The organism is Desulfatiglans sp., from assembly GCA_012513605.1.
GTDB lineage: Bacteria > Desulfobacterota > DSM-4660 > Desulfatiglandales > HGW-15 > JAAZBV01.
On record JAAZBV010000154.1, the window covers coordinates 17,063 to 32,996 of the forward strand.

The 15,934-nt window shown below is 45.3% G+C and carries 15 protein-coding genes and 1 tRNA gene; 6 read left to right on the forward strand and 10 right to left on the reverse strand.

The genetic code is table 11. From position 1 onward, the window contains the following. Positions 1–226 precede the first annotated feature (226 nt). The 4 genes from GX654_20645 to GX654_20660 all read right to left on the reverse strand — a co-directional run bounded on the left by GX654_20645 (position 227) and on the right by GX654_20660 (position 4,965). Positions 227–1,015, reverse strand: a complete 789-nt coding sequence (locus GX654_20645; GenBank protein NLD39272.1) for a hypothetical protein — start codon at positions 1,013–1,015, stop codon at positions 227–229. 105 nt (positions 1,016–1,120) lie between these two features. Further along, entirely contained in the window at positions 1,121–3,079 is a 1,959-nt protein-coding gene (locus GX654_20650; GenBank protein NLD39273.1) for a response regulator, read from the reverse strand. 18 nt (positions 3,080–3,097) lie between these two features. Further along, positions 3,098–4,531, reverse strand: coding sequence for an RtcB family protein (locus GX654_20655; GenBank protein NLD39274.1), 1,434 nt, complete (start codon positions 4,529–4,531; stop codon positions 3,098–3,100). An 8-nt stretch (positions 4,532–4,539) separates the two neighbouring features. Then, positions 4,540–4,965: an archease gene (locus tag GX654_20660; protein ID NLD39275.1), complete on the reverse strand. Its 426-nt coding sequence runs from the start codon at positions 4,963–4,965 to the stop codon at positions 4,540–4,542. Between the two features lie 503 nt (positions 4,966–5,468). On the opposite strand from GX654_20660, the gene GX654_20665 reads away from it, so the two are divergent. Next, on the forward strand, positions 5,469–5,753 hold the full coding sequence (locus GX654_20665; GenBank protein ID NLD39276.1) for a hypothetical protein: 285 nt from the start codon (positions 5,469–5,471) through the stop codon (positions 5,751–5,753). Positions 5,754–5,773: 20 nt separating this feature from the next. On the opposite strand, the gene GX654_20670 is transcribed toward GX654_20665, so the two are convergent. Further along, entirely contained in the window at positions 5,774–6,250 is a 477-nt protein-coding gene (locus GX654_20670) for a CBS domain-containing protein (protein NLD39277.1), read from the reverse strand. Positions 6,251–6,459: 209 nt separating this feature from the next. Between GX654_20670 and GX654_20675 the strand changes: the two genes are divergently transcribed. Further along, a complete protein-coding gene (locus tag GX654_20675) occupies positions 6,460–8,502 on the forward strand; it encodes a hypothetical protein (GenBank protein ID NLD39278.1) in 2,043 nt (680 codons plus the stop codon). Between the two features lie 11 nt (positions 8,503–8,513). Beyond that, a complete protein-coding gene (locus GX654_20680; protein ID NLD39279.1) occupies positions 8,514–9,239 on the forward strand; it encodes a UPF0280 family protein in 726 nt (241 codons plus the stop codon). 7 nt (positions 9,240–9,246) lie between these two features. On the opposite strand, the gene hflX is transcribed toward GX654_20680, so the two are convergent. The 5 genes from hflX to GX654_20705 all read right to left on the reverse strand — a co-directional run bounded on the left by hflX (position 9,247) and on the right by GX654_20705 (position 14,003). Further along, the gene (gene hflX, locus GX654_20685; protein ID NLD39280.1) at positions 9,247–10,629 is read right to left on the reverse strand and encodes a GTPase HflX; all 1,383 of its coding nucleotides are present in this window, start codon (positions 10,627–10,629) and stop codon (positions 9,247–9,249) included. 37 nt (positions 10,630–10,666) lie between these two features. Next, the gene (locus GX654_20690; GenBank protein ID NLD39281.1) at positions 10,667–10,975 is read right to left on the reverse strand and encodes a hypothetical protein; all 309 of its coding nucleotides are present in this window, start codon (positions 10,973–10,975) and stop codon (positions 10,667–10,669) included. 15 nt (positions 10,976–10,990) lie between these two features. Beyond that, positions 10,991–12,289, reverse strand: a complete 1,299-nt coding sequence (locus tag GX654_20695) for a TRAP transporter large permease (GenBank protein ID NLD39282.1) — start codon at positions 12,287–12,289, stop codon at positions 10,991–10,993. After that, positions 12,277–12,780, reverse strand: a complete 504-nt coding sequence (locus tag GX654_20700) for a TRAP transporter small permease (GenBank protein NLD39283.1) — start codon at positions 12,778–12,780, stop codon at positions 12,277–12,279. The genes GX654_20695 and GX654_20700 overlap by 13 nt, the downstream gene beginning before the upstream one ends. Positions 12,781–12,959: 179 nt before the next feature. Next, a complete protein-coding gene (locus tag GX654_20705; GenBank protein NLD39284.1) occupies positions 12,960–14,003 on the reverse strand; it encodes a TRAP transporter substrate-binding protein in 1,044 nt (347 codons plus the stop codon). A gap of 203 nt (positions 14,004–14,206) precedes the next feature. On the opposite strand from GX654_20705, the gene GX654_20710 reads away from it, so the two are divergent. From GX654_20710 to GX654_20720, 3 genes are all read left to right on the forward strand, one after another. Then, positions 14,207–14,980: a FadR family transcriptional regulator gene (locus GX654_20710; protein ID NLD39285.1), complete on the forward strand. Its 774-nt coding sequence runs from the start codon at positions 14,207–14,209 to the stop codon at positions 14,978–14,980. A gap of 200 nt (positions 14,981–15,180) precedes the next feature. Further along, positions 15,181–15,570, forward strand: coding sequence for a hypothetical protein (locus GX654_20715; GenBank protein NLD39286.1), 390 nt, complete (start codon positions 15,181–15,183; stop codon positions 15,568–15,570). A 136-nt stretch (positions 15,571–15,706) separates the two neighbouring features. Beyond that, positions 15,707–15,783 (forward strand) — tRNA-Arg (locus GX654_20720). The last annotated feature ends 151 nt before the right edge of the window (positions 15,784–15,934 follow it).

Consider the following 15,934-nt stretch of genomic DNA (forward strand, 5'->3'; position numbering starts at 1 on the left):
TTACAGTAAAATATCAAATTAAATAAATCATGGGCTTTAGTTACTCCGTGTCCTCCGTGCTCTTGGTGTAAACATTATTGTATTTATGCCAACATGTACTCAGGTTAAATATGATAATAAAATTACAGATATTGCAGACATAAAAAAGGCCGAAACAGGTTTCGGCCTTTTTTATTACCGCCCTTTATGGCGGATTAATTTTAAAATTGAGCCAGAAAGATCTCAATTAACCCCTGAACTTCTGAGCCTTTGCAAGCAGTTCCATGTCTGAGGCTACATCACCCAGGCAGGTCGCGATTATGCCGTCTACATAACCTTCCATATCGGCGATAAATTTTTCAGCAGTATCCATGGTTGCGCTGGCTGGCCAGCCGATCCTCTGCAAAACCTTCTGGTTTTTCTCTGTACCCACTATAAAATATGGATAAAAGGATTTGCCCATGCGTTTGCATTCTGTGCCTATCTCTTTCAGTTTTGGCAGGGTTGACTCTTCTAATCTCAGGAAGAAACCGAAATCCCATTCATTCTTCATACGCTCGATAGCGGCCTCAGCAGGTACACGTGCGGTCAAAAGACAACCAATCTTTGTCTTGCTTATCTTTACTGATTTGCGGAGAAAATTCCTTACCTCTTCAGCAGGGCCGGTAGAGCGCCTGTATGCAAGGATTTCATCCGGGTCAGAAATAGTCTGGCAGGAGCCGTCTTCACGTGTCCTGATCAGTGTGCCATACTTCGGCGGATCGCCCGGGTCAGGAAGAATGCCGTCAACGCCCATTGCCTCGGCGGCAAGAGCAGCCGCGCCCAATTCAACAGGACCCTTATAGTTGGTAATCATCATAGGTATGGTTACCTTGTCAGGGTATATCTGTTTCAAAACGCATGCCACGGAAATACCGCCTGGCGCTGGGGCGCCACCGGCGCTGTCTGTAATATTGAATCCGTCTACCAGATCCTTAACCTTTGCTGCAGAGCTGACAAAATCAAGCCTTGGGATAAATTCATATAATATCTTCATTTTTCGTTCCCTTCTTTCTTTAAATAGTTGATAAGAATCCTCTTTTAGAGGTCTGGAGTATATGGGGTTGTGTTTTTTATGTCAATAGAAAATCTCCTGCAATATTTAATCACCGGCCCTGTCCAGTGCATCCCGGACTGTCCTCATAAGCTCCCCCCTTTTCAAGGGCTTCATGGCAAAGGCATTAACAGAAAGCTCTCTTAAAAGGTCATAATCAATAGGGTCGCTCTGCCCTGAGGAGAGTATGACCGGGATTTCAGGTCTGATTTTATGGATCTCCCTAATCAGCGTATCCCCGGGCAAATCAGGCATGGACATGTCAGAGATAACCAGGTCAAAGCTCTCAGGCTCTTTTATAAAAAGGTTAAGGGCCTCCATGCTACTTGTAAGCCCTGTAACCCTGTAACCCTGCTGTTCCAGTATATTTCCGGCAATCCTGACAAGCGAGGGCTCATCATCAACAAAGAGGATACGCTCAGTCCCTTTCGGGAGTATTTCTGAATCCGTTTCAATCTCCTCCACCTTCCTTTCTGATAAGGGGAAGAGCACCTCAACAGTTGTTCCCTTGCCCGGCTCACTCTTTATCCTAATTGCGCCATCATACTTTTTGACTATCCCGTAAACAACTGCTAGCCCCATGCCAAGCCCCTCATCAACATCCTTGGTGGTAAAGTATGGCTCAAGGATACGATCCATGATCTCAGGGGCTATACCCTCGCCACTATCCTTTATTGCAAGTCTTATAAAACTTCCGGGTGAAATGCCCTCATATTCAGAGGCCATCAGGTTATCGAGCATTACAGGTTCCAGCAATACCTCTATCTCTCCCACACCGCCCTTAATTGCCTGTTCAGAGTTTTTACACAGGTTCATGATGATCTGCCCTATCTCAGTATTATTCCCTATAATAACCTCTGAATGGCAGAGTATCTTTTCACTGATCCTTATGCTTTTAGGGATTGTGGATGAAATTAGTTTTACAGAATCCCTGACAACACTGGCAATGAGTATGGGCCTTTTTTCCACATAGTTCTTCCTGGCAAAACTCATGATCTGTCTCACCACATCCTTTGCCCTGAGAGATGCCTCCCTTATCTCTTTCACACAATCCGAGGCGGGATTTTTTTGCGCTATATATTCCGCTGCAAGTTCTGCATTCCCGAGGATGATCCCTAAAATATTGTTAAATTCATGGGCAATGCCGCCTGCCAGCGTGCCGAGAGACTCCATTTTGCGGCTGTGCTGGAGCTCAGATTCTAGCCTCCTGACAGATGTTGTATCTATGGCTGTGATTATCGCCCCATCCTTATAGGGATTGATTCTTATATGCAGGGACTTATCGCCATATCTTAAATCCAGGTACTCCTTTTTAATCCCTCTCTCCATGCTTTCCATCAATTCTATATGCATATCCATATGGGGGTAGTGTGCAAAATCCACATACATAACATCGCCAATAGCAGGTTTTAGTATCTGCTCTTCATGCTCAGGAAACCTGAATGCAGTGATTTTACCTTTCCGATCTACAACCACTGTATTTATAGGGATATTGTCAAAAAGGGCCCGGTAGCGCTCCTCACTCATAGCGAGGGCCTCCTGTGACCTTTTGCCCTCAGTAATATCCTGGGTTGTGCCAATAAGCCTTTTTATTGAACCTTTACCATCCTTTTCAGCATAACCCCTTATATTGAGATATCTTAGATCCCCGCAGGGCCTTATGATCCTTATTTCAAGATTGTATCCGCTCCCCTCCTTCAATGCCTTTGTCACGGACATATTAAAGGGCGCCCAGTCATCAGGATGTATTATGGTGCGAATATCCCTGTAAAGTGGCGGGCCGGATTGATGGGGAAGGCCGAAAATTTCATACATCTCTTCTGACCAGTTAAGGATATCGGTTATTGGATCATACAGCCAGCTCCCAATCCTGGTAACCCTCTGTATCTCTTTTAACAACCTGTTGCTTTCAACCAATTCCTGCTCTATTCCTTTACCTTTTAGAACCAGCTCTTCAAGCTCTTTTATTCTTTTTTCCAGATCGCTACAGGATGGTTTTTGAGTCATTTTGTCTCCCCAAAATAATTATCCCTTGATAACACCCAGTGGCCTTAAACGGGCTACCTTTCTGGCCAGGCCCGCATTATTTACTGCCTCAACCACCTTGGATACATCCTTATATGCCTCAGGCATCTCCTCCTTCAGGGTGTGCCTTCCCCCTGCTTGGACAAAGATGCCCTTATCCTCAAGTTCCTTCTGTATGGACCTCCCCTGTGCCTTTTTTATCGCCATGCTCCTGCTCAGGGTTCGCCCTGCCCCGTGACAGCTCGAACCAAAACTCATCTCCATAGCGCCCTGATCCCCTGCGAGTACATATGAGAATCTGCCCATGTCACCGGGGATAAGTACCGGCTGACCAGTCTCACGGAAGATGTCGGGCAAAGTTTCATGGCCGGGTGGAAACGCCCGTGTAGCCCCTTTTCTGTGCACACATAAAAGGGTTTTCCTGTTATCCACATTGTGATGCTCCATCTTGACTATGTTATGGGAGACATCATAGAGGAGTGACATACGCAGCACACCCGGGGTTGTGCCAAGGGCCTTCAGCATTGATTCACAGGCAAGGTGCATCATCACCTGCCTGTTTGCCCATGCATAATTGGCAGCACAGGCCATTGCTGCAAGATACCTTTTGCCTGAATCTGAGCCTATGGGGGCGCATGCAAGCTGCCTGTCAGGAAGCCCTGTAATCTGGGGCTTTTCTGACATCTTCTTTAAAAAATCATCGCAGATCTGGTGTCCGAAACCCCTTGACCCTGTGTGCAGGAACAGGGTTACCCCGCCTTTGTGCAGATTAAAAAGGGCAGCTCTCTTCTGGTCATATATCTCATCAACCACCTGGATCTCTAAAAAATGGTTACCTGAACCCAGGGTGCCAAGCTGATCCGCACCCCTTTTTACTGCCCTTTCGCTTACAACATCAGGGTCTGCGCCTAGCATTACACCCCTGTCCTCTGTCCTGATCAGGTCATCCTTATTACCATAACCCTGTTTGATCGCCCACGATGCTCCGAGGGTGGCAACCATCTCACCCTCCTTTTTTGAAAGCCTTATCTCCCCGCCCTTTCCTACACCCAGTGGGATATCCCTGTACAGCGCAAGGACAATATCCCTTATCAAGGGTTTTATATCATCGGCCATAAGCCCGGTGGTCATGAGGCGGCAACCGCAGTTAATATCATAACCAACGCCACCGGGGGATACAATGCCATCTTCCATGCGAAAGGCCGCAACCCCGCCAATAGGAAAGCCATACCCCCAGTGTATGTCCGGCATGGCTATGGAATAACCCACTATGCCGGGAAGGGTGCTCACATTCGCCACCTGGGTAATGCTCTCACCATCCAGCACCTCATCAATAAGCTCCTGGCTGGAAAAGATCATGCCAGGGACCCGCATGCTGCCTGTCTTCGGGATAAGCCACCGATTATCATCAATCTTTTCGAGTTTTATCTTCATGTTGACACCTATAGATCAAAAATAACCCTGGCTGTCCAGAGCCCCTCATCTTCCCTGACCTCAACCTGATGATATGTAATCGCCTTTATCTCTCTCAATACCTCATGATATCTCGCGTCAAAACCCACTGTTATAAGAGTGGAGTTTATACTGCTTTCGCTCATTTGATTGACTGCTATTTCAGTAGTGATCAGATCTTCTCCCTCAAATAGATAGAGGATCTCTGAGAGCCATTTAACCATCAGATCCGGGAGGTCATTGCCTTTTATGGATATATCTTTTTTTTCACCGGGCTCAGGTGCCTTGTTCAGTATCATTATATCTGTGAGGGCCATGCCGGCATTCCTGAAAAGCCCTTCACATGAATCGCCTTTAACTCTCATGCCAAGATCGGCAGTATGGCTTAACAGGGTATAAGGAAAATCCCTTTTCATATATTTCAGACTCCAAAAAAAATCAAAAAAGGCCATTTTTTTCGTTGCTTTTACATCTGTGATATATTAAATGAAAAATAATCAGGCTTAGTATACAACATTAATAGAAGATTTGCCGGAATAATTTGCCTGATAATTTATTAAAGTTTTTTTGTTTTAAAATCGATTTATATATTGCATTAGATAGTTGATAGACAATAAAAAATAGAAATTCTGGAATTACCACGCCCCAGGGGCTTGCTTAAACGGGATCAGGTGTTATCTTTTAAGCATGGTTCAAACCGGGGATTCTCAGGAATAGCAATTTTTTATATGAAAAATCACCTTAAGCACGAATTGATGAAGGGTTAGAGATCCTGTCTCAGACTACTGCCTCAGAACGGTTTTTCATAGAAGTAACACAACTCTTTAGTTTTTTATTATCAACTGTCCAAAGGGATTTTATCCCTGTGGGCCATTTGGCAAAAAAATTTTAATTTTCAAATTCGGGAGGGAATGTGAAAATGGAATGTGTTTTTTGCGGAAAGAAAGTACCTGTAGAAGGGAAAATTGGCAGGAGGGACACCTGTCCCCATTGTCAGCGCGACCTGCGCTGCTGCAAACAGTGTAAATTTTTTGATACCCGTGCCTATAATGAGTGCAGGGAGGTAATGGCAGAAAGGACCACCGACAAGGAGAGGGCCAATTTCTGCGACTACTTTGTCCCAAAGGGCTCAAAGGAAGTGAGCGGGGTTGTCTACAGGGCAAAAGAGGCAAGAGAGGCCCTTGAGGCTCTTTTCAGAAAATAAAGAGGGCCAATCAGGCAAAATCAGAGTTCTCTCACCGCGCTGAGCAGATCCATGGTTGTGATGATACCCACAAGGGATTCATCACGGGTTACAAATACCCTGTGTATCCGCCCCCGTAACATGGCATCAGCGACATCCTGTATCCTGGTATATTCATTTACATTGAATGTAACAGGTGTCATGATATCACGCACGGTAACAAGAGACTGGGCATCAATCCGGGATGATTCTATCTCAGAGAGAGAATACTGATTTTCATGCGGGTGGATGTAGCATTCATCCTTTAAATCAAGGCATGCATCCACTGCGGGCAGGCTGGTATGCCTGATAAGGTCTGTCATGGAGACGACCCCCATCAGTTTATTGTCTTCAGAGATAACCGGTGCGCCCGAGATGGAGTTTGAAAGAAAAAAATCTGCCAGCTGACTTATTGACCAGTCTGGTCCGACTGAGAGAACGTCCGAATTCATGATATCCTTTGCCAAAAGACTAACCATTCTTGCCCCCAAGTTTACAGGTTAACAAATGATTGCCCATTACAGACGCGATGCCTGCTCCTGCAAATAGTATCAGGATTGTCCATCCCAGGTCTGGCAGAGATGATTATTTATTTACTGCAAGACCTTGATTCGGATTATAAAATAAATTAAATCATTATTCAATGTGTGATTTTTAAAATAAAATGACCCCATGCAGGAGACCCTTGATGGATAATGCATTTAAAACCATTATATACACCATCCTTGACAGGCTTAAAAAGGATGGGCTTTTAGAGGGCATTTCTGAATGTGCAGATATGCCTCTTAAGCTGACCCATGCCTTTCTTACTGCAATCACAAATGAAAATTCCATGGAAAACAGAGGGGCAATAGAGATTTTATCATCTGAAAGCAATTCACCCCTGTGGGGGGATACCGCAAACTTCTATCTGAAAGGGATTTCCCTCATTAAAGATGAGATAGATAATGCGGTGAATGAATCCACTGATTTTCACCCCAGGCTGGAATCACTGGCCCATTCTTTAAGTGAACGCCACAGTATCAGTGAACAGGGTGCAGTGGAAAGGCTGTGGTCTATATTCTTCCCTGAAGGGTGCGGCATACTTCATGATAAATCAGCAGCAGAACAGGCACTTAGAAATAAAAGAAGGGTAAAGATCACAGCCCTGAACCCTGACCCTGTAACTGACCCCGCTTCAGAGGTCATCTTTACATCAAATGTGCTCATTACTTTACCGCCTGAAGGGGCAAAGATAGAAGAGCTGAATTTGAGTAACCCTGTAAAAGAACACCTTGCAGATATAATGAAAGAAAAGCAGCTGTACTGGTATGATCACCCCATGGAGATGGGCGTTTGCAGTGAAAACAGCGAGTTTCTATATGGGCTTAAGGGTTTTGATGAGGCCCTCCGCTTTGAAAGGGAGAGGGGGAATGCCGCTTTCAAGGCAAGACCTGTAATGCTCATGTCAGTCTCAGTAACGCATAAAGGGCTGCAGGATATCTCAGCTTCATATCTTGAGGGGCTCCTTAAAGACACGAATTGCCCTGATAATTTTGATCTCTGTCTCTTCACTGAAAAGGATACACAGGAGATAGTAAGGGATGTTCTTAATCCGGCAGCAGAGGGTTTTCTTAACCGGGATGGCTCAGACCTTATGCTGATCTTCGGGGTTGACGGCGAATATGGCCGCCATTACAGCTTCTTAAAGGCCATCGCCCTGTTCTGGAACATACTTATAGATGAGAGGATAAAGGCCACATTCAAGATCGATCTTGATCAGGTTTTTCCGCAGGAGGAGCTTGTGAAGGAGACAGGCAAATCCGCATTTGAGCATCTCAAGACTGGGCTATGGGGCGCAACAGGCATTGACTCACAAGGGATGCCTGTAGAACTCGGCATGTTAGCGGGCGCACTGGTAAATAATGATGATATCCATATGGGGCTCTTTACCACTGATATAAGATACCCTTCAGGCGCGCTCAAACCGGATGAGATGATATTCTTCAGCCGCCTGCCGCAGGCCCTTTCAACCGGGGCAGAGATGATGACAAGATATGGTAAAGGGAGCAGCCTCAATGGTAAAGATGAATGCATAGAGAGGATTCATGTTACAGGGGGCACAACAGGCATCCTTGTTGAGGCACTTAAGAGGCACAGGCCATTTACACCATCCTTTATAGGCAGGGCAGAGGATCAGGCATACATTTTATCAACCCTCTTTAACAGGCCTGAGCGTCTCGCATACCTTCATGAGGCAGGGCTTATTATGAGGCATGATAAAAAGAGCTTTGCCAGAGAGGAGGATATGCCTACCCAGATATCAAAGCTCATAGGTGATTATATCCGCATCCTCTATTTTTCAACCCTTCCAGAGGTTATTCCCGGTGGCAGAAAGGGGTTAAAAGGGATTATGGACCCATACACAGGATGCTTTATCTCCCATATCCCCCTTACTCTTGTTTATCTGAGGCTTGCATTAAAGGCGACCTCTCTTGCCCATGAGGGAGAGAGCGCCTGGGCCAATGAGCTTATACGTTCGGGCGCAAAGAGGCTGTCTGCTGCAATAGAATTCTGCTCAGGCAAAGGTAACAGACTTAAGGGGCAGTATGAAAGGGAAAGAAAGGCGTGGCAACTTTTTTATGATACCATGTCAGCTCTGGATGACAGTGTCCGTGCCCGGAACCCATTAGGGCTTGAATTGAGGAAAAAGGCCATGGATATAGTAAACCGTTGCATGGTCAAGAAATGAGGTGAGGATAGATGAAATATGTAGAGCGCCATTACAGGAACAGAGTAAAGGTCAAAGACCTTACCACCTTTCATGTATCTGTTAAGGAGACCGACCTGTGGGTGAGCGCTGAGCAGGAGCTTGTAAAGGAGACAGAGGGTATTGTCCATGACTTACGATTCAGTCTTGAAGGTTATATAGAGATGCATCCAGTTTTTTTTACCACCCTCACCCCATACCCTGATGACCCCTATGCGCCTCAAATAATCAGAGAGATGATTGCATGTTCAATGTCAGCAGGCGTAGGCCCAATGGCATCTGTTGCTGGTGCAATTGCCCAGCATGTGGCATACGGCCTAAAGGATTTATCGCAACAGGTAATCATAGAAAATGGCGGCGATATATATATGAATCTCTTACGGGATGTAACCGTATCCATTTATGCTGGCACATCACCCTTAAGCGACAGGATAGGGATTAAAATCCCTGAAAGGATGATGCCTGTGGGTGTCTGCTCTTCATCCGGCAGAATAGGCCACTCCTTAAGCATGGGTAACTCAGATGTTGTATGTGTAATCGCAAAATCCGCCCCCCTTGCAGATGCCGCTGCAACCGCCCTCGCTAATATGGTAAAGACCAAAAAAGAGCTTAAAAGACTTTCCGAAAGTGCAGGCCAGATAGAGGGTGTGCTGGGTCTTGTGGCAATTATGGATGATGAGATGACAGCATGGGGGGATGTTGAATTAGCGGCTTTATAAAGGGAATTCAAAGATTTTTCTTAAGCCATGCAATTGTCTCAGGTAATGTCCTGAAGGTTATCTCTGTCCCCTTTTCATCATATGATTCACTCAGGATCTGAGCCCTTGTTCTTAACTCCCCAAGTATGCGCCCCTTATCATAGGGTATCACCATTTTTTCTTTGACCATGCCTGCCTCAAAAAACTCAAGCACCTTTTTTCTTAATATGGCAATATCATCAATGTTATGTGCAGAGATAAAGATCCCATCCGGGAATTCACAGCGTAGTGTTTCAACCTCTGTTTCCGAGAGCTTATCCGATTTATTCATAATAAGTATCCCGGGTATCTTTTCACCGCCGATCTCTTTAATAACCTCTTTTGCAACAGCAAGCTGCGGTCGGAATGCCGGATCAGCCACATCAACCACATACAAAAGCAGCGAGGCGGCAAGCGCCTCATCAAGTGTAGACTGGAAAGAGGCAACAAGGTCATGGGGCAGTTTTTTTATAAATCCGACTGTGTCTGATACAAGCACAGGAGGAAAACCCTCCGGCTGCATGGTCTTTACACGGGTGTCAAGTGTGGCAAAGAGTTTATCCTCAACCAGCACATCACTCCCTGTCAGCTTCCGCATGATGGATGACTTGCCCGCATTGGTATAGCCTACAAGCGCAATCTGGAATGTCTCCTTCCTGCGGTCACGTCTTCTCTCCTGTTCTTTACGTATTTCAACCAGACGTCTCTTCAGCTCTGATATACGATCCCTTATACGGCGTTTATCCAGCTCGTACGAGGTCTCCCCTGCCCCTCTTGTCCCGATACCCGCTCCCTGTCTGTCACCATCAATATGGGAGGCCCTGAGCCTTGGCGCCAGATAGGCAAGCTTTGCTATCTCAACCTGTATCATGGCCTCACGGCTCTTTGCATGGCGGCTGAAGATCTCAAGTATCACGCCTGTGCGATCAAGCACCTCAACCCCTGTAGCCTTTTCAAGATTCCTTAGCTGCCTCGGTGTTATCTCACCATCATACACAACAACTCCGGCCTTTATATCTTCTTTAATATCCCCGGTATCTGTTGCATCATCGTTGGAACCATCTGGAGAAATATCTTCTTCCCACTCTTCATCTTCTTCATCACCCGATTTACTGCTGAACCCCTCAACAACACCTTTGCCGCCCGTATAGCCTGCCAGTTCCTTTAGCTTTCCAGGGCCAAGGAGTACGCCAGGGTCTGGTTTTGCCCGGCGCTGTGTAACTGCGCCCACTACCTCCAGCCCAAGGGTTTTTACAAGACGCCTGAGCTCGATAAGAGAAGCGCTGTTCTCCTCATCGGTAACCCCCTGTGCCTGAACAGAAAAGAGAACCGCCCTCTTCTTCCTTTTCTCATCCTCTGAGAATTTAATCATCTTTTTATTACTCTCCACATTAGCTCCTTAAGAGACCCTAAAAAGGAAGAAGCCTGAACTCGGTTTCATCAGAACCCTTTTTCTTTTCCATCTCAAACTCACCGCTTTTAATTACTGTGTAACCGGCCTCTTGCGCCGCATCATCAAGCCTTTTTTCAAGCTTGACAGAGGCATCATAGCCCAAGGTAGTGTTGACATAAAACCTGAGACCCTTTTTATCCTTGCTGTCAAACTGAAAAATTATGGAATTATCCTCTGTAAATAAAAGGTCATCATAGGCATATGAAGCCCTTAACCCTGCTGCCTGAATAATCTCTTTAACCATTCCAATCGGTTTTGCCCGCATTTTAAACCCCTTTTTTTATGTCATAAGATCAGGTAATAAAAGTACAATCTGCGGAAACAATACCAGGAGGATAACCTGTATTACATCCGCCATCAAAAAGGGGGCGATCCCCCTGAATATAGTGCCTATTGGCGCATCTGATATCCCCTTTATTACAAATACATTCATCCCCACAGGGGGTGTTATCATACCCATCTCTGTCACCCTTACCACCAGTATACCGAACCATATGGGGTTAAACCCCAGATCAATGACAAGCGGATAAAAGACAGGTATGGTCAAAAGCACAATGGCCATTGAATCCATAATACAGCCAAGCATTAGCACTATGATAAGTATGGCTGCAAGTATAATGTATCTGTTTACCGAGAGCCCGCCCACAAAGACTGCCATTTCAGAAGGAAGCTGTGAAACAGAGAGAAAATAGCCGAATATCATGGCACCCATCATGATAAGAAACAGCATCCCGGTTGTGACAAGGGTAGTTGAAAGACTCTCTTTGAACACCCCCCATGTGAGCCTTTTTCTAACAAGGGTAAAGAAGAATGTCCCGAATGCCCCTATCCCTGCCGCTTCTGTAGGGGTAAAAACACCCGCGTAGATGCCTCCTATAACAACAATAAAGAGCAGCACAATATCCCAGGTATGGCCCAGTGCATTCATCTTTTCCCTGAAGCCTGTTTTAGGCCCCTTTGGCCCGAGCCCCGGCTTGATTGTTGTGAGCAACCACACGGTAATCATGTAAAAAACCATCTCCATGATACCAGGCACAAACCCTGCCAGAAACAGCTTGCCTATAGACTGCTCTGTTATTATGCCATATATGATGAGTATCACGCTAGGCGGTATAAGTATCCCCATGCTCCCGCCCGCAGCCACAGCGCCTGTTGCTAGCGAGTCATCATATTTGTATTTGCGCATCTCAGGGAGGGCAACTGAACCGAGGGTTACTGCAGTGGCAAGGCTTGAACCGCTTATGGCGGCAAAGAATGCGCATGCAGCAATAGTGGCCTGGGCCACACCTCCCTTCATGTGCCCGAGCCATTTGTAGACCGCCCTGAAAAGTGCCTCGCTCATGCCTGATGACATGGCAAATGCACCCATAAGTATGAAGAGAGGTATTACACTCAGGCTGTTACTCGCAAAGGTGGCATATGGGACGGTGCGCAGGAGCCCAAGGGCCGCACCCATATCAGTAAGATATGCAAAGCCCAGAACACCCACGAGCGCCATTCCCACACCTATTGGAAGCCCGGCAAATAGCAGAAAAATAAGGAAAATTATCCCTATAATGCCTATTACTATCGGCTCCATTTTATATTCCCGGCAAAATAATTGATGGCCTCCGCAAGGGTCAAGAGGCTCAGGATAATGAATGCCGCGGCAAGGGCCCCTATAAATGGGTAAACAGGGATATAAAGGACTGATGATGTAAGCCTTGATACATACTCCTCAGTAACATATATACATGCCTGCCAGGCAATAATGGAAAAAAGGCATAAGGAAAGGATGCTGCCCAAAAAATGGATAAATGACCTCACCTTTTTCCCGGCATGATCTAGTATAATATCCACCCGGACATGGGCCTTATGCTTTGCACAGAATACTATGCTGAAGGGCACAACAAGGGCCATCATGTATTCCACCAGCTCAAAGCTGCCTGATATCGGGCTGTTGAAGATATACCTTAGAAAAACATCAATGGCAGTAATAAACATCATTGCGGCAAGTATCCATATAGCAATGTGCTTGAGGATAAGAACCAGAAAATTATTAAATTTGTTAACCAGGCTGATGACCTGCATCCCTTTTTTCACCTTAAAAGATGAACATTCAACACTCAACGTCGAATGTCTAATATCGAATTATTTAAAAAGAAACAATTGATTATTGTGTTTCAGACACAACAATATAACCTCTTTATTGTATTATGATTGAAAGTTGAAAGTTCGATGTTCAATGTTCGACGTTCATCTTTTTCTTTTCACTCTTGCAAATACTTTAGTGTTGTATCCAGTATCTCATGGGCATTTTTATACCCTTCCTTTTCCATCTTTTTCACCCATTCATCCCATAATGGTTTCCCGCCGGTCTCAAGCCACCTGTTCATCTCATCCGCAGAGAGCGTAACAGAGCCTATATTCTTCCCCTCTTTGCGGGCAAGTTCAAACACACCCTCTTTTGCCATATCATATTTTTTACCCCATAACCTTGACCCCTGCAGACCGCTCACAGAGGTAATGGCCTTTTTAACATCATCCGGCAGTGATTCCCACTTTTTCCTGTTTATGGCTATTGAAAAATATACAGCAGGGAAGGGTGTCTGTGTATAAAAATCTGCCACCTCATATAACCTGAATGAATGAACCGCCTCCCATGATACACCCATGCCATCAATTACCCCCTGCTTTAAAGCCAGGTATACATCCGGCATGGGAATGGACATTGGAATGCCGCCAAGGGCCTTCATCTGGTCTGTCGGCGGCCCTCCTGTTGTCCGGATCTTTAGCCCCTTAAGCTCTTCAAGTGTTTTCACCTGCTTTTTAGTGGTTATCAGGGAATAGGGCTCTGTGGTATAAAGAAGCAGTATGTGATTTTCATCAAACTGTTTTTTGATTTCAGGGAATTTTTCATAGAGCCTCCAGAGCGCTTCACTCCCCTTTTCACCTGTGGTAAATGGCAGGGCAGGCAGGCTGATCACATCTGCAAGCGGGGTCATGCCTGGCCAGTAGCCGTGAAAGCACCAGCCCATGTCAGCAATGCCTGTCCTGACAGCATTCCAGTTATCCTTACCCTTTGCAAGTGTCTGGTTAGGGAAGACAATTATTTTCAGCTCATGGCTCGTGTTTTTTCTGACCGCATCTTCAATCATCTCTATCCAGGGGCCAAGGGCATGAATGGGGCCCCAGCCTGTTTTTGAGTTCTGGTCAGAAAATCTCAGGGTGATGTTCTTTGCGCCTGTAATGGATGAAAAAAGCAGAGTCATGAATAACATGGCAGCAGGGATGATCTGGAAATATCTTTTCACGTTTACCTCCATGATTAAAACATCTGCCTTAACACATCTGAAAAAAAATAGAAAGGATTCCAATGCTAAAAAGAAGTGGCAAATATGACGGGATTCATGGTATAAAGCGAGTCTGTCAATTAGTACAAATTATTGATAATTTTATAATTATAACCAGCCCGGCCTTTTATGCATATTGTTTGGACGGGTCCAGGAGAAGAAAATTGCAGGGATTTAAAAGGATAAAACGCGCCACAAACCTCTATGAGGATGTGGTAAACGAGATAAAAAAGGCCATCCTCTCAGGTAAATACAAGACAGGCGAGGCGCTTCCAAGCGAGACAGAGCTTGCAAGACTCCTGGGAGTAAGCAGGCCTGTAATAAGGGAAGGGATAAGGGTACTTCAGTCAAGGGGTTTTTTAGAGATAAGAAGGGGTATAACCGGCGGCGCATTTGTGCGGGAGATGTATCAGTTGCCTTTCATGGAGGACTTTGCAGACCTTATCAGGTACAGGAGGGTAAAGGTAGATCACCTTGCAAGGGCAAGGCTGCTTCTTGAGCCTGAGGTGTGCAGACTTACAGCCCAGAATGCAACGCCAAAAATGCTGAAGGAGATGCAGGATCTACTGGCCTCCTATGTTGTTATAAAGGAGCATGACAAACTTGACAACCTTTATGCCCTGTTCCACAGGTTTGTTGGGCGTGCATGCGGAAACCCGATATATTCCATCATAATGGAAAATATCATGGATTTTACAGAGAGCTTTATAAGAACCATGAAACCTGTAACCACCATTATCCACAATGATGGCGACCATGATAAAATCCTTGAGGCATTCAAGCAGAGGGATTCTGAAAAGGCCGCAGAGGTGGGCACAAGACATGCAATGGATATCCTGAGAGAGATGAAGGAGCTTGAGGATACATACCTTGAACTTTTAGGCAGTATATACCCTGAAGATGATGAAAATGAGCAGGAAGAAATGGAAGAGAGTTAGCCTGAACCACCTAACATGGCCAAATTTGGCCTTTATTCAGGGTATAATGCACATAAAACCGCATTTTTTAAAATATATGGTCATATGTGCTGAATTTCTGCATTTTATTTTCTTGACAGAGGATGATATCAACTCTATGCTTGCTCCCAACATGGCATTTCTTTTTTATTAAATTAAAAAACCAAAGAGGAGGAACGAAAATGAGAGCTTTAATTTTTTCAGTATTGTTTATGCTTGTAGCAGGGATGGCCTATGCCGCTGATATCGACGGCAACTGGCAGGGTGAAGCACCCGGAATGGGCGGGGAACCAATGAAGATTAACTATACCTTCAAGGCCGATGGAAAAAACCTGACCGGTAACACAAAGGGTATGGATGGTAATGACCTGGCCATTCAGGATGGCAAGATTGATGGTAATAAATTTTCATTTGCTCTTGATTTTGGTATGGGTATGCCATTGGTATTTAAGGGCGAGGTAAAGGGCGACACTATTGAAATGAAGATGGAGATGCCCGCTGCACCCGAAGGCGCACCAGCCGGACCGGGTATGGGTGAGATGCCTCCGACAATACTCAAGAAAGTAAAATAATTTTATTTCGCTTATCAAAAGGCCATGCAACCAGGGGTTGCCTGGCCTTTTTTATTGCTATATTTATTTTTTAAATGATAATTGATAATTGATCATTGAAAATCATTAAATGATATGCTAAAAATCTTTCTTTCGTGCGCCCATAGCTCAGATGGATAGAGTGACGGACTACGAATCCGCAGGTCGCAAGTTCGAATCTTGCTGGGCGCACCATATAAAAATTCATATCATAAAGGGCTTAGCTGATCCGGTTGAGCCTTTTTTATTTGTTATAACACATATTGAGGCACAGGGATGCAAGGCCTGCCTGATCCAACTTTACCTGATACAGTCGCATGCTGCATATCTGTCAGAATTAAAGTTT